Raw genomic sequence first — 14569 nt, forward strand, 5'->3', positions numbered from 1 at the left:
AGTGGGGCAGCCCTTACCGTGCTCGCGCTCGCCGCGTCCAGCGCGGTGTACGCTCAGGAAACCACCGCCGCCGTCCGCGGTGCGGTGACGGGTGAAGGCGGAGCGCCGGTCGCCGGCGCTGCGGTCACCATCGTTCACACCCCGTCGGGCACGCGCTCGACCACGGTTTCGGGCGAAAACGGCACCTATGACGCCCGCGGCCTCCGCGTCGGCGGCCCTTACGAAATCACCGTCCAGGCCCCGGGCCTGGAAAGCAAGAAGATCACCGACGTCTATCTGACGCTGGCCGACACCCAGCGCGTCGATATCGACCTGGCCGCCAATGCGGTCGAAGCCGTAGTGGTCACCGCTTCGGCCGCCGCTAACAGCGAAGCCGGTCCCAAGACCGTCCTGAACCGCGACGCGATCGAAGCGGTTGTCTCGATCAACCGCGACGTCCGCGACCTGGCGCGCCGCGACATCCTGGTCTCGCAGAACGTCCGCAACGACGGCGGCATCTCGATCGCCGGCTCGAATCCGCGCACCAACCGCATCACCATCGACGGCGTCGCCGCCCAGGACCCCTACGGCCTGGAAACCGGCGGTCTGCCCACCGCGCGTGGCCCGATCTCGCTGGACGCTGTTGAACAGTTCAGCGTCGCGGCTGTCCCCACCGACGTCGAGAACGGCTCGTTCACGGGCGGCGCCCTGAACATCGTCCTGCGCTCGGGCGGCAATGACTTCCACGGCAGCGCCTTCATCAACTATCTGAACGAAGGCCTGATCGGTAAGCACATCGGCAGCCAGCGCATCACGCCGCTGATCAGCCAGAAGAACTATGGCGGCTTCCTGTCGGGCCCGATCTGGAAGGACAAGCTGTTCTTCGCCGGCTCGTACGAGAAGTACCAAACCCTTGACGTCACCGGCACCGGTCCGGCCGGCGCGGGTTTCGCCACGCCTTTCGCCAACGGCCTGAGCCAGGCCACGATCGATCAGGTCGTCGGCATTTATAACAGCGCCTACGCCAGCGACTTCGCCGCCGGCTCCATCCTGCGCTCCACCCCGGTCACCGACGAGAAGTACTCGGCCAAGATCGACTGGAACATCAACGACCAGCACCGCGCCAGCCTCAGCTATCGCCGCGCCGAGTCGCTGTTCACCTCGCGGACCGACCTGGGCACCACCACCGCCGCCCTCGACTCGCACTGGTACGACGCGACCTATCTCGACGAAGGCACCACCCTCGAGATCAACTCGGACTGGACCGATCGTCTGTCGACGACCGTTCGCGCCACCTATCGCGACTGGGTCAAGGGCCAGAACCCCAAGAGCGGTCAGAACTATTCGGACGTGACCATCTGTACGGCCCCGACCGCTGACTCGGCTCCGACCAACTCGACGATCACCAGCTGCGCCAGCGGCTTCTCGTCGGTGCGCTTCGGACCTGACGCCTTCCGCCACGCCAATCAGCTGGACATCCAGGAAGCGGTGTTCCAGGGCACGGCGACCTACTCGCTCGACGATCACGTCTTCAAGTTCGGCTATCAAGGCTCGAACAAGGAAGTGTTCAACGTGTTCGTGCCGAACTCGCGCGGCACCTACTACTTCGACTCGATTGCCGACTTCTCGGCCGGCCGCGCCAGCTCGCTGACCTACAGCAACTCGGTCACCGGCAAGGCCAACGACGCCGCCGCCGACTTCAAGTACTGGATGCACTCGCTCTACGCCCAGGACTCGCTGGACGTCACTGACGACATCAAGGTCACGGCGGGCTTCCGCTTCGACTGGATCAAGATGGACGACGTTCCGGCCACCAACCCGAACTTCGTGGCCCGCAACGGCTTTACCAACACCAAGACCCTGGACGGCCTGAGCATCCTGATGCCGCGCGTCTCGGCGACCTGGCGCGCGACCGACACCCTGAAGCTGAACGCCGGCTTTGGCCTGTTCTCGGGCGGCCAGCCGGAAGTGCTGTTCGCCACGCCGTTCTACAACAACGGCTATCAGATCGCCGGCACCACCATCCGCCGCTGCATCACCGCCGGGTCGAACTGCACGGGCGCCAACGGCTATCTGGAATCCTCGACGTCTTCGAGCGTGACTCCGGGCTTCAACGCCGCTGTCGGCGCCGCCGCCCTGGACAACCTCAACACCTTCTCGGGCTTTGGCTATCAGATCCCGACCCTGGTGAAGTCGTTCCAGGAAGGCACCCTGGCCGGCACTCCGGGCATCAACCCGACCAACGAAGTCATCGCCCTGAACCCGGCCTTCCAACTGCCGGCCGAATGGAAGCTGTACTTCGGCGCCAACTGGGAAGTGTACGACGGCTGGAACCTCGACGTTCAGTATGTGGCCACCCAGGCCCAGGACGCCGTGACCTTCACCGACGCCCGCGCCCAGCCGCTGGTCATCAACGGCCAACGCGCCGTGACCCCGGACGGTCGTCCGCGTTATGACGGTCTGACCCTCTCGGCCACGGCTCGCGCCGCTCAGGGCGTGTCTTCGGTCAATCCCGGCGACAACCGCGACCTGATCACCAACAACATCGACAAGGGTGAAGCCTTCACCTTCGGCGTCGGCCTGTCCAAGTCCTTCGACTTCGGTCTGGACCTGGGTCTCGGCTACGCCCGTCAGAACATCGACGAGTCGAACGCCGGCCTGCGCTTCGGCACCACCGCCGGCTCGCTGTACAACAGCGTTCCGGCCGGCCTGGATCCGGCCCGCGACGCCTACGGCACCGCGCTGGAAGAGATCAAGGACCGCTACAAGCTGGAAGTCGGTTACCGGAAGAAGTTCTTCGGCGACAACGAGACGCGCATCTCCCTGTTTGCTGAGCGCACCTCGGGTCGTCCGTTCGGCTTCACCATGGGCGACGCCGCTTCGGGCCGCAGCCCGGTGTTCGGTGTGAACCGCGCCGCTCAGCTGCTGTACGTGCCGGACATCAAGGCCGACACCAACACCGCTGACCTGCAGATCGGCAACGTGTTCTTCATCGACGCCGCCAACCGCGACCGGTTCATCGGTTATGTGAACCAGTTCGGCCTCAAGCCAGGCATCCTTGAGAAGTACTCGAACACCAACAAGGACCTGAACCGCGTCGACCTGCAGCTCAGCCAGGAACTGCCGACCCTGATCGACGGCCACAAGCTGAAGGTCCAGTTCGACATCCGCAACCTGCTGAACCTGATCGATCGCGATTGGGGCAAGGTCGAGGAATACGGCGACGCCACCACCCTGGCCCGCGTGGGCTGCGTCGCCGCCAACGGAGCCGCTCTGGCTGCCACGGCGAACGCCACCTGCCCTGCCTATGTGTATTCGCTGGTTCCGACCTCGATCACCAAGACCCGCGGCGACGTCAAAAACTCGCTGTGGACCATGCAGATCTCGCTGCGTTACGAGTTCTAACGAACCCGTCACCGCGACGAACAGGAAGGGCGGCCCCGCAACGGGCCGCCCTTTTTGTTTTGTCGCGCGGATTTGCTAGAACCCCTGCTTGACCCCCGGTCCGCCAGGGGCCATTTGCGCCTCCCGTTTTGATCCAGGCTTCGACACATGACCCCGACCGTTCCTGCCGAGTGGGCCCCGCACCGCGCGATGTGGGTGGGCTTTCCCAGCCATGTTGAGCTCTGGCGCGAAGACCTGCCGGTCGCCCAGAAGGAAGTGGCCGATCTGGCCCGCGCCCTGGCCGGCCCCGGGGCCGAGCGCGTGCGGCTGATGGTGGTGGGCGACGAGGCCGAGGCCGCCGCCCGGGCCCTGCTGGCCGACACCACGGTCGAGATCGTGCGCGGCACGTTCGGTGACATCTGGCTGCGCGACACCGGCCCGATCTATGTCGAGACCCCGCAGGGTCCAGTCGCGGCCGGCTTCGAGTTCAACGGCTGGGGCGGCAAGTTCGAGATGGAGGGCGACGACATCGTCGCCGAGCAGATCGCCGCCGCCTCGGGCACGCCCCTGACCCGCAACGGCTTCGTGCTGGAGGGCGGCTCGCTGGACCATGACGGCCTGGGCACCGTGCTCTCGACCCGCCAGTGCCTGCTCAACGAGAACCGCAACGGCGACTTCGACGAGGCCAAGGCCTTCGCCGCGCTGTCAAAGGCGCTGGGCGTCAAGAAGGTGCTGTGGCTGGGCGATGGTCTGCTGAACGACCACACCGACGGCCATATCGACAACCTGGCCCGCTTCGTCGCGCCGGGCGTTGTAGCCTGTCCGATGGCCTTCGGCGCCGATGATCCCAATGCCGAGGTCTATGCCGACACCGCCCGCACCCTGGCCGGCATGACCGACAGCCGCGGCTCGCCCCTGCAGGTGGTCCGCATACCGTCGCCGGGTCGCATTCTGGATGAGGACGGCGAGCCGATCCCGGCCTCGCACATGAACTTCCTGATCGCCAACGAGGCGGTGATCGTGCCGATCTACGCCGAGGAGTCGGGCGCCTTCGCCGTCGAGGTGATCCAGGGCCTGTTCCCCGAGCGCGAGGTCATCGGCCTGCCCTCGACCGCGATCCTGACCGGCGGCGGCTCGTTCCACTGCATCAGCCAGCAGGAGCCGGCATGACCCGGACCCTGAACGTCGCCGCGATCCAGACCTCGTACGGGATGGATCTGCAGGCCAATCTCAAGAAGACCGAGGCCTTCATCCGCCAGGCCGCCGCCGGCGGCGCGCAGGTGATCCTGCCGTCCGAGCTGTTCCAGGGGCCGTATTTCTGCGTGACCCAGGAAGAAAAGTGGTTCGCCGAAGCCCACCCCTGGCGCGAGCATCCGGTGGTCAAGGCCATCGCCCCCCTGGCCGGCGAGCTGGGCGTGGTGATCCCGATCTCGATCTTCGAGCGCGAAGGTCCGCACTATTTCAACAGCGTGGTCATGGCCGACGCCGACGGCTCGATGCTGGGTCTCTATCGCAAGAGCCACATTCCCGACGGCCCCGGCTATCAGGAGAAGTACTATTTCCGGCCCGGCGACACCGGCTTCAAGGTCTGGGACACGCGTTTCGGCCGGCTGGGCGTCGGCATCTGCTGGGACCAGTGGTACCCCGAGGCCGCCCGCGCCATGGCCCTGATGGGCGCCGAGGCCCTGTTCTATCCCACCGCCATCGGCAGCGAGCCGCATGACCCGACGCTGAACACCACCCTGCCGTGGCAGCGGGCCATGCAAGGCCATGCGGTCAGCAATGTGATCCCGGTGATCGGCGCCAACCGCATCGGCTTCGAGCCCTGGGAGAACTATCCCAATGGCGGCCAGCAGTTCTATGGCTCCAGCTTCATCGCCGACCATCGCGGTGATCTGGTCAGCGAGTTGGGCCGCGACGACGAGGGTCTGGTGGCGGCGTCGTTCGATCTCGACTACCTGCAGACCCACCGCGCGGCCTGGGGCTTCTTCCGCGACCGGCGGTCGGATCTTTATGGCGCGTTGGCCAGCCCGCGTCCGGCCTAGGTCCAGCCTGCACCGTTTTCGGGCGCCGGGCGCAAGGCGGCAGATTGCGCGCGAAGCCGCTTGACGAGTAGATATGTTATTTCATAACACTCCAATCGAGGCCGTTACCCCGGCCAAGGTTCAGGATTGTTCGATGCTCCGTCGTGCTTGTTTCTCCGCCGTCAGCCTGCTGGTCTTGACTGCCGCCGCCACCGCCCAGGCCGAAGTCGTCCCCGCCGGGACCGCGCCGGCGGCCGGTCAGGAGGTCGAGGTCTCCAAGGTGGTGGTCACCGCCGCGCCCTATGCGGTGTCGGCCGACAACCTGACCGCCAGCGTCGCCATCGTCGACCGCACCGACCTGGACCTGGCCCCGCCCACCGGCCTGGGCGACCTGCTCAGCGGCATGCCCGGCGTGCGCTCGACCGCCTTCGGCGCCGGCGCCAGCCGTCCGGTGGTGCGCGGCCTGGCCGGTCCCCGCGTCCAGGTGCTGACCAATGGCGTGGGCCAGATCGACGCCAGCGCCCTGTCGCCCGACCACCAGGTGGCCACCGATCCGGGCGAGGCCGAGCGCATCGAGGTGCTGCGCGGCCCGGCGGCTCTGGCCTATGGCGGCTCGGCCATCGGCGGGGTGATCAACATCATCGACGACCGCATCGCCAGCCGCGCCCCGGACGGCGGCTATAGTGGCCGACTGCTGGCCTCGGGCGCGACGGGCGATGACAGCTATGCCGTTTCCGGCGCCATCCACGCGGCGGTCGGCCCGCTGGTCCTGACCCTGGACGGCCTGAAGCGCGTTGCGGACGACTATGAAATTCCCGTCTTCGCCGAATCCCGCCGCCTGCTGGCCTCCGAAGGCGAAACCGCCGAGGGCGGCGGCGGAAAGCTGGCCAATACGGCGGTTGACCTGAAGGCTATCGGCGGCGGCGTCTCCTATGTCGGCGCCGACGGCTTCATCGGCGTCTCGGTCAAGAAGACCGACACGACCTACGGGGTCCCCGGCCACGCCCACGAGGAGCCGGGCGTTGAGGAGGAAGGGCCGGTCACTATCGGCCTGACCCAGACCCGCATCGACCTGCGCGGCGAGTACAACCGACCCTTCGGCCCCTTCGCCAAGCTGCGCGCCTCAGCCGGCCACGCCGACTATGAGCACACCGAGTTCGAAGGCGATGCGGTCGGCACCAAGTTCATGTCCGACGGCTATGAGGGCCGCCTGGAACTGGTCCAGACCGAGCGAAACGGCTGGAAGGGCGCGGTGGGCGTCCAGGCCCTGCGCCGCAACTTCGACGCCCAGGGCGCCGAGGCCTATGTGCCCAAGACCAAGATCACCGAATACGGCGCCTTCACACAGCAGCGGGTCGAGAAGGCCGGCTGGGGCTATGAGGGCGGTCTGCGCATCGACTATCGCGATCTGGACAGCCTGAAGGGCCAGGCCGACTTCACCAACATTTCCGGCTCGCTGGGGGTCTTCACCCGGCCGTCGGACGCGGTGTTCTTCGGCGTGGCCCTGTCGCGCAACAGCCGCGCCCCGACCGAGGCCGAACTCTTCGCCGAGGGCCCGCACGTGGCCACGCGCGGTTTCGAGATCGGCGACGCCAACCTGGGCGAGGAAACCGCCTGGTCGGTCGAGGCCACCGCCCACTATACCGGCCAACGCCTGAGCGCCGACCTGCACCTGTTCACCGCCCGCTATGACGGCTTCATCGACCTGCGCCCGACCGGCGCCGAGGAAGATGGTCTGGCGGTCTATCAGTATATCCAGACCAAGGCCGACTTCCGCGGTTTCGAGGTCGAGACCAGCTACAAGGCCTGGCGCAGGGACGATCGGAGCCTGACCCTGGAGGCCTCCGGTGACTTCGTGCGCGGCGCGACGGATCTGGGCCCGCCGGCCCGCATCCCGTCCTATTCGGTGACGGGCCGGGCGATCTACGACGCCCGCTTCTGGACCGCCCGCGTGGAGGCCCGCCGTGTCGGCGAGCAGGACCGCGTGGCCCAGGGTGAACTGCCGACCGACGCCTATACGGTGCTGAACGCCTCCCTCGCCTGGAAGCCGAAGGGCGACGGCCAGCTGCGGGTGTTCCTGGACGGCCGCAACCTGACCGACGAGGAGATCCGCGAGCACGCCTCGTTCCTCAAGGACATCGCGCCGTCGGCCGGCCGTTCGGTGCGCGCGGGCGTCGCCTGGCGCTTCTAGGGACCCTTGTCGAGCGGACGGCGTTCGCTCGACAGTGGAAAGGGCGGCCGCGATATCCCCGGTCGGGACGGGTCGATTGCCGGGCTCTCCGGGATCGGCTAGAAGCGCCAAGCCCTTTACGGCCGCTCGCGCGTCCGCCCTTTCAGCTTTTTTGTAGAGCTATCCATGGAATCGACTCAGTCCGCCGGCGGCATCTCCGGCAACGTTCTGTTCTACGTCTCGCCTGAGCCGCTGAACCGCGAGCAGCATGCCAAACTGGCCCTCGTTCACAACGAGAAGCCGTACAGCTTCGCCGCCACCGGCACCGCCGTGCCGCTGACGGTCACCGAGTTTGCTCCGGCTGCCCTGTCGTTCCCGGTGATCTTCGCCGGCGACGACCGCGTTCCTCTGGCCGTCATGGGCCTGAACAACGGCGAGAACCTGTTCGTCAACGCCGACGGCTCGATCGACGCGGGCGTCTACATCCCCGCCTATATCCGCCGCTATCCGTTCGTGCTGGCCAATGACGAAGGCCAGGACCGCCTGATCGTCTGCATCGACAAGGGCTCGAGCCTGTTGTCGGAAACCGGCGAAACCAAGCTGTTCGACGACAAGGGCGAGCCCACCGAATACACCCAGAACTGCATCAAGTTCTGCGACGACTTCGAAGCCGAACGCCGCCGTACCGACTCGTTCGTGCAGCTGCTGAAGGACAACGACCTGTTCGAGCTGAAGACCGCCGTCTTCACCCCGACCGACGAAGCCGGCCAGCCCGGCCAGCCGCAGACCGTCGCCGAATATTACGGCGTGTCGGAAGAGAAGCTGAACGCCCTGCCGGTCGAGAAGCTGCGCGAACTGCAAACCAACGGCGCCCTGGCCCAGATCTATGCGCACCTGGTGTCGCTGGTCGGCTGGGACCGCCTGATCGCCGTCGCCATGGTCCGCCAGGCGGCCGCGGCCGGCGTGGTTGTGAACTAAGACAGGCTTCCTTCGGGAGGTTCGGAATGAGGGCGGCGAGGCTTCGGCTTCGCCGCCTTTTTTCTGGGCTGAAGCTGAGTTCGGTTTGCGAGGCTGAGCGGGCGTTGGGGGCTGATCCTACTGCTTGGACAGATCTGCCGCGCCCACTTCCCTGAAGCGGACATGCGCGTCAGGTGTTCGGGGGTGGTGTTGCGCTGCGCAACTGATCTGCTGGTGTACGCCGGGCAGGCCCAGCTTGAAGGGGGTCAGCCGTCAAGCTGGGTGCGCCGGAGCGCCCATGCCGCGGCGGCCAGGCTGAGCAAGGCTCCGAGGCCTAGGGCGGCGAAGGGTTGTCGCGGCAGTTCCGTTGGTTCGGAACCCGCTGCGAACTTCGGAAGGCGCTCGAAGTCCCGTTTCGTGAACGGCCTCTCGCTGAAAATGTACGGGTAGTAGAATGCCTGCAGGCGGCGGTGGAACGCGCCGACCCGGTCCTGATAGGCGAGGTGCGCCTCCAGGTCGGTGGCGGCGAGCCGGTGCGCAGCCGATTGCAGCGCGGCGGCCGGCAGCAGCCAGCCGAGGCGATCGGTCCATACGGCGCGCGCCTTGAGGCTGGCGCGGTAGGCGGCGAAGGCCTCCGCGACGCTGTCGTCGCCCATCTCGTGCATGGCGTAATACCACTTCCAGTGAAAGCGGCCGACCACGGGCGGCGTGTCGCGCCATTCCGGATGCTTGGCCTTGAAGGGGGTCATCACCGCGTCCTTTGGAATATCCCAGGCGCTGTGCACGGCCTCGCGCTGGGCCAGGGACAGGTCCATGCCCTGGCCGACAGGGTGATTGCGCGCGATGACGACCGCCCCGAGCGCCGGCCCCAGCAGCGTCATCACCAGCCACAGCCCGATCAGGCTGGCCGCATTGGTCGCCGATCGCCGGCCGATCGCGGCCACCAGCAGGGACAGGCCGAGCCAGAAGGTGAGGTAGAGCGCCGCCGCCAGGGTGAGCATTGCGACGCCGACCGGAGAGGCTCCGGCCACAGCCGCACCGGCCCAGAGCGGCAGAAGCAGCGCCGCCAGGACGAGACCGCCGCGCAGGCCTGCTCGCCGGCCCCACACCCCGCTCACGCCGCCCGGTGTAGCGGCCAGCAGCCGCAGTCGGCCGGCTTCGCGCTCGCTCGACACCAGATCGTGCAGCAGCGCGATCAAGACCAGCGGCGACAGATAGATCAGCACAAACGACCAGTCGAAAGGCCCCGGCAGCACGAGTTCGGGATTGTAGGCCTCGGTCTCATGCAACTGCGCCTGAAGGCCCAGGAGTCGAACGCGCAGCACGAACGGCTGCAGGTCGCGCTGGCCGAGGGCGGCAAAGGCCAGCGGCTGGGGCGGATCGGCGGTCAGATGGAAGGTGTAGTAGGCCGCATTGCCCGCGTCGCCGTCAGGCTTGCCGTAAGCCTTGGTCACGCCGACGAGGTCGGCCTGATGGGCGGCGGCGACGCGGGCGATGGTCGCGACCTGGCGATGCTGGGCGGCGAGGCCCGCAGCGACCGCAAGCGTCGCCGCGGCCAACAGCACCAGAAGGGCGGCGCAGGAGACCTTGGCCCGCAGCAGCAGGATCAGTTCGGCGCGAAGGCGTTTCATTGGAAGGACTCCAGCGGGCGACGCGCGATCTGGCGCAGCGCCAAGCCCAGGACCGCCAGCCAGGCCAGCAGGATGGCGAGGGCCGCGCCGATCGCGCCCCCAGAGCGGGCCACTGGATCGGGCGCGCGATAGACGAAGGTCGGCATGCCCGCCCAGGTGTCGGCGGACACGCGGGGATCAGGGCCGGCGTTCTGGTTGGGGATCGTCTCGATCTGGACGCGGTTCAGCGCCTGGACGAAGGCGTAGCGATGAGCTTCGACCTGATCGAGAAAATCCTTGTGGCTCTCGACATCGGTCGCGGCGAGCGCCGAGGAGCCCTGGCGGACAGCCAGCATCGGGCTGATCACGCTGAAGGCGCGGACCAGTCGATTCTGGTCCGACTCTCTGGCGAAGGCTGCGTCGGCGTAGCGGTCGAACAGCGCGCTGGTCAGGCGCTCGCCTTCGTAGGAAACCAGACCCGCCCACTGCACCGGCAGGTCTTCGACGCGCGAGACCGTGTACTGTCGCAAGATCCTGGCCTTGTAGGCAGCGAAGTAGGGATCATCCGGATTGTGGCTGTCGCCGATCGCCTTGAGGTCGCGATGGATCGCCACATCGGTTTCGATCCGGGTCGGTTGTGGATGCAGCAAGGCGGCGAGTTCCGGCAGGCCGCGCGGCAGGACGATGGTCAAGGCCATCCAGATCGAAACCAGCGCCGCCAGGGCGTCACGCCCGCGACGGAACAGGCTGGAGACCAGGACCGCCAGGGTCGCCCAGAAGGCCAGGTACAGCGCATAGACCAGCAGCAAGGCGCCGGCGGGCGCGGCTGTGGCCTTGCCGGCCGCGACCAGTCCCGCCAGAGCCAGGGCGGCGGGGGCCAGCAACGTCAGGCTTAGCCCGAGGTGGGTCGCCAGCTTGCCAAGAATCATCTCGGCGGGGCGCACACCCTGAGCCAGCAGCACGCGCAAGAGGCCGCTCTCGCGCTCCCGCGCGATGGCGCCGTGGGCCAGAAAGACCATCAGCAGCGGCGCCAGGACCTGAAGAACAAAGGCGGGGCTGAGGTCACCGAACCGCATCAGCAGCGAGGATTGGCGGGCCTCGCTGAAGTTGGCGCTGTTCTGGCGATGGCCCTCCAGGAACACCATGGATCCGGTATAGGCGTCGACGCCAGGATCAAAGAAAGCCAGCGCGGAGAGTGGACGGAAGACGTATTGGCCATAGTGGACCATCCGGTGCGGATGGCGATCCGGCTGGGCCCTGAACGCCGCGTCGCTGGCGGCCTGGTGGTGGGTGCGCAGGCCCTCGATGTGGGCCCGCCGGTCGAGACCCAGGCCGACCGAGACGACGATCAGCAGGGCCAGGATCGCGCAGGCGATCGCGGCGACGTGGTTGCGGGCGAGGGCGCGAAGCTCTTCGCGTGCAATTCGGGCGATGACGGCGCGGCGCATGGTCAGGCGGCCGCGTCCGTCTGGCCCATGCGCACATAGCGCGCGTGCAGAGCCCGGACGTCGAACCGCGCCTCGCCCTCGGCGGTGAGCTCGGCCTCCAGCCGGCCATCGGCGAGGAAGCCGATGCGATCGGCGATCTCGGCCGCTCCCAACAGGTCGTGGGTGACCATCAGGATCCCCATGCCGCGCGCGCGGGCCGCATCGAGCAGGCGGTTGAAGTCCGCCGCCGCCCGGGGGTCCAGACCGGACGTCGGTTCATCCAGCAGTAGAACGGGCGCGTGGCGGGCGATGGCCAGGCCGATGGCGGTCTTCTGGCGCATCCCCTTGGAGAAGCCGCCCACCCGCCGACCGCGCGCGTCGGGCGCGAGCCCGGCCGCTTCGAGGGCGGCTTCGATGCTCGACGCCGAGTCGTCGGCGCCGGCGAGCGCCAGGAAGTAGGCCAGGTTCTCGCGGGCCGTCAGATGTTCGTACAGCGCGACATTCTCCGGCACATAGGCAATCCGGGCGCGGGCGGCGTCGGGCGACTCGGTCACGTCCTGGTCCATCACCCGGACCGTTCCGCCGGTCGGGCGGAGCAGCCCAAGAAACGCAGACAAGGTCGTCGACTTGCCGGCGCCATTGCCACCCAGCAGCGCATAGATCTCGCCCGCGGCGACCTTGAAGTTCAGGCCCCGCAGAACGGGCTTGTCCCCGTACTGATGCCGAAGGTCGCAGGCCTCCAGAACCACGTCGCGCTGATCGCTCAAGGATTGCTCCATCCCTTGTTGTGCATCGCCAGCCTCTTGCCAGCCCCGTCGGTTAATGCATATGACGTTATAACGTAACACTTACATTGCGTGTCAATCGCGATTGAGCGAGGACGCGCCAGTGCGCTTGGCGCGACGGGGGATAAGATGAAACTTGAGCGTTTGAAGCTGGTTTTCGCGGCAGGTTGCTCGCTGTTGGCCCTGGGCGGAGGCGCGCGCGCCGCAGAGACCGCTGAGACCCCCGAAAGCGCCACGGTCGTCGAGGACGTCAAGGTCACGGCCCGGCGCGCCAGCGCCAGCATCAATGGCCTGGACGTCGATCCCAAGACCCTGCCGCAAAACGTGCGTGTCCTGGACAGGGCCCTGATCGAGACGATCGGCGTGGCCAATCTTTCGGACCTCTTCGATCTGGCCGGCGGCATGGCTCGCCAGAACAGCTTTGGCGGCGCCTGGGACGCCTACGCCCTTCGCGGGTTTTCCGGGGATATCAACCAGGGCCCCGACTTGCTCGTGAACCGTTTCGTATCCAACCGCGGGTTCAACCCGCGCCGGGACGTGGCCACGGTCGAGGCCTTCCAGGTGCTCAAGGGCCCGGCCTCGGCCCTGTCGGGCAAGGGCGAGCCGGGCGGATCGATCAACATCGTGACCAAGGCCCCCGGCCAGGATCCGGCCGCCAGCGTTGAAGCGTCCTACAGCAGCTTCAACACTTGGCGCGGCGTCGCTGACCTCAACGGTCCGCTGACCTCAACCACTGCCGCGCGCCTGGTGGCTGCCTATCAGGAAACGGACGGTTTCCGCGATCATGTCGGATCGGACCGCCTTGTTCTGGCCCCGTCGTTCAGCTGGGCGCCAACCGACCGGCTGCGGGTTCTGTACCAGCTGGAGGCCAACAAGGTTCACTTTGTCCACGATCGCGGCGTCGTCGCCATCGGCGGTAACGGCAAGGCGCTGCCGCAGACGCGGTTCCTGGGCGAGCCCAATGACGGCAAGATCCGCCAGGAAACCCTGCAGCACCAGGCCTCGTTCTTCCTCGACCTGGCCGAGGGCATTTCGCTTGAAGGCGGGGTTCAGTACCGCGACGGTCTGTTCAAGGGCCAGTCGACCCACAACAGCGCCCTGGTTGGCGCGCTCCTGCGCCGCCAATTGCGTATCCATGCGTATAGCTGGGAAGACGCTTCAGGCCGCCTGGAACTGGCCGTGAAGCGCACCCTCGCCGGCGTCGATCATCAACTGCGCATCGGCGTCGACGCCTTCGACTACAACCAGACCCGGGTCTTCTATCGCTTCAGCCCTAGCGCTGCAGTTCCCTACGCCATCGACGTCTACAATCCTGTCTACGGCCAGCCCAAGCCGACGGCGACGCTGAACCAGAACATCCTTGAGGAACTGAACGGCAAGAGCCTTTACGTCCAGGATCTGGCGACCATCGGCCGCCTCACCGTCATGCTGGGCGTCCGCCACGATTGGATTGAACAGAACAACACCAACTACCGAACCAGCCGCCTGGATCAGCAGAAGCCCTCACGCACCTCGCCCCGCGCGGCGGTGACCTGGACCGCCAGCGACGCCGTGTCGCTCTACGCCAGCTGGGGGCAGTCCTTCCGCTACAATCAGGGCGTCGATGCCGTCAGCCGCGCCTTCGCGCCTGAACTGGGCGAGGCCTACGAGGCTGGCCTGAAGGTTCGCCTTCTGGACGACGCCCTGACCGGGACCGCTTCAGTGTTCCGCATCGACAAGGAAAACACGCTGGTCAACGATCCGGCCAACAGCGGCTTCTCGATCGCCGTCGGCGAGGCGCGCAGTGAGGGGGCCGAGGCCAACGCAACCTGGGCGCTGAGCGACAAGCTCTCGATCACCGCCGTGTACGCCTATACCGACGCCAAGGTGACCCGCGACACGCGCCCGGGCCTCACAGGGTCGTCTCTGAGCAATGTGCCAAGGCATTCGGGTGCGATCTATGCGTCGTGGGCTTCGAACGCGGCCCAGCCGGGTTCGATCAGCATCGGGGGCGGCCTGACCTTCGTGGGCGAACGCTCTGGCGACGATGTCAACAGCGGCTTCAAGCTGCCGCGCTATGCGACTGCCCGGGTCAACCTGGGCGTCCAGGTCACGCCATCAATTCGGGCCGCCCTGGATATCGAGAACCTGTTCGACACCTCCTATCTGGAAAGCTCGTACAGCAACATCTGGATCACGCCCGGTGCGGCCCGAACGGTTACGGCCAGAGTGAAGATGGCGTTCTAGCGTATCG

General features: G+C 67.0%; 9 protein-coding genes. 6 read left to right on the top strand and 3 right to left on the bottom strand.

Annotation, left to right across the window (positions count from 1 at the left end; genetic code table 11):
• Positions 1–18: 18 nt before the first annotated feature.
• The 5 genes from ACW176_RS06615 (at position 19) to ACW176_RS06635 (ending at position 8535) form a co-directional block, all read left to right on the top strand.
• Complete coding sequence (locus ACW176_RS06615) at positions 19–3384, top strand: TonB-dependent receptor (protein WP_492111350.1); 3366 nt, start codon at positions 19–21, stop codon at positions 3382–3384.
• A gap of 147 nt (positions 3385–3531) precedes the next feature.
• Positions 3532–4533: an agmatine deiminase family protein gene (locus tag ACW176_RS06620; RefSeq protein WP_492111351.1), complete on the top strand. Its 1002-nt coding sequence runs from the start codon at positions 3532–3534 to the stop codon at positions 4531–4533.
• The gene (gene aguB / locus ACW176_RS06625) at positions 4530–5408 is read left to right on the top strand and encodes an N-carbamoylputrescine amidase (RefSeq protein ID WP_492111352.1); all 879 of its coding nucleotides are present in this window, start codon (positions 4530–4532) and stop codon (positions 5406–5408) included. The genes ACW176_RS06620 and aguB overlap by 4 nt, the downstream gene beginning before the upstream one ends.
• A gap of 133 nt (positions 5409–5541) precedes the next feature.
• Entirely contained in the window at positions 5542–7578 is a 2037-nt protein-coding gene (locus ACW176_RS06630; RefSeq protein ID WP_492111353.1) for a TonB-dependent receptor, read from the top strand.
• Positions 7579–7743: 165 nt separating this feature from the next.
• Positions 7744–8535, top strand: coding sequence for a SapC family protein (locus tag ACW176_RS06635; RefSeq protein WP_419319535.1), 792 nt, complete (start codon positions 7744–7746; stop codon positions 8533–8535).
• 245 nt (positions 8536–8780) lie between these two features.
• Here the strand turns inward: ACW176_RS06635 and ACW176_RS06640 are convergent, their stop codons facing one another.
• Genes ACW176_RS06640 through ACW176_RS06650 form a run of 3 tightly spaced genes read right to left on the bottom strand, consistent with a single transcriptional unit; the run spans position 8781 to position 12318 of the window.
• Complete coding sequence (locus ACW176_RS06640; RefSeq protein ID WP_492111354.1) at positions 8781–10145, bottom strand: DUF3526 domain-containing protein; 1365 nt, start codon at positions 10143–10145, stop codon at positions 8781–8783.
• Positions 10142–11572, bottom strand: coding sequence for an ABC transporter permease (locus ACW176_RS06645; protein WP_492111355.1), 1431 nt, complete (start codon positions 11570–11572; stop codon positions 10142–10144). Before ACW176_RS06645 ends, ACW176_RS06640 begins: the two co-directional genes overlap by 4 nt.
• A gap of 2 nt (positions 11573–11574) precedes the next feature.
• A complete protein-coding gene (locus ACW176_RS06650) occupies positions 11575–12318 on the bottom strand; it encodes an ABC transporter ATP-binding protein (protein ID WP_492111356.1) in 744 nt (247 codons plus the stop codon).
• Positions 12319–12465: 147 nt separating this feature from the next.
• On the opposite strand from ACW176_RS06650, the gene ACW176_RS06655 reads away from it, so the two are divergent.
• Positions 12466–14562, top strand: a complete 2097-nt coding sequence (locus ACW176_RS06655) for a TonB-dependent siderophore receptor (protein WP_492111357.1) — start codon at positions 12466–12468, stop codon at positions 14560–14562.
• The last annotated feature ends 7 nt before the right edge of the window (positions 14563–14569 follow it).

It is taken from the genome of Caulobacter sp. FV1ye13L (assembly GCF_058681155.1).

Excerpts from the sequence above, each read along its gene's own strand:
- ACW176_RS06620 (WP_492111351.1), top strand. The coding sequence starts at position 3,532 with ATGACCCCGACCGTTCCTGCCGAGTGGGCCCCGCACCGCGCGATGTGG.
- aguB (WP_492111352.1), top strand. The coding sequence starts at position 4,530 with ATGACCCGGACCCTGAACGTCGCCGCGATCCAGACCTCGTACGGGATG.
- ACW176_RS06630 (WP_492111353.1), top strand. The coding sequence starts at position 5,542 with ATGCTCCGTCGTGCTTGTTTCTCCGCCGTCAGCCTGCTGGTCTTGACT.
- ACW176_RS06635 (WP_419319535.1), top strand. The coding sequence starts at position 7,744 with ATGGAATCGACTCAGTCCGCCGGCGGCATCTCCGGCAACGTTCTGTTC.
- ACW176_RS06640 (WP_492111354.1), bottom strand. The coding sequence starts at position 10,145 with ATGAAACGCCTTCGCGCCGAACTGATCCTGCTGCTGCGGGCCAAGGTC.
- ACW176_RS06645 (WP_492111355.1), bottom strand. The coding sequence starts at position 11,572 with ATGCGCCGCGCCGTCATCGCCCGAATTGCACGCGAAGAGCTTCGCGCC.
- ACW176_RS06655 (WP_492111357.1), top strand. The coding sequence starts at position 12,466 with ATGAAACTTGAGCGTTTGAAGCTGGTTTTCGCGGCAGGTTGCTCGCTG.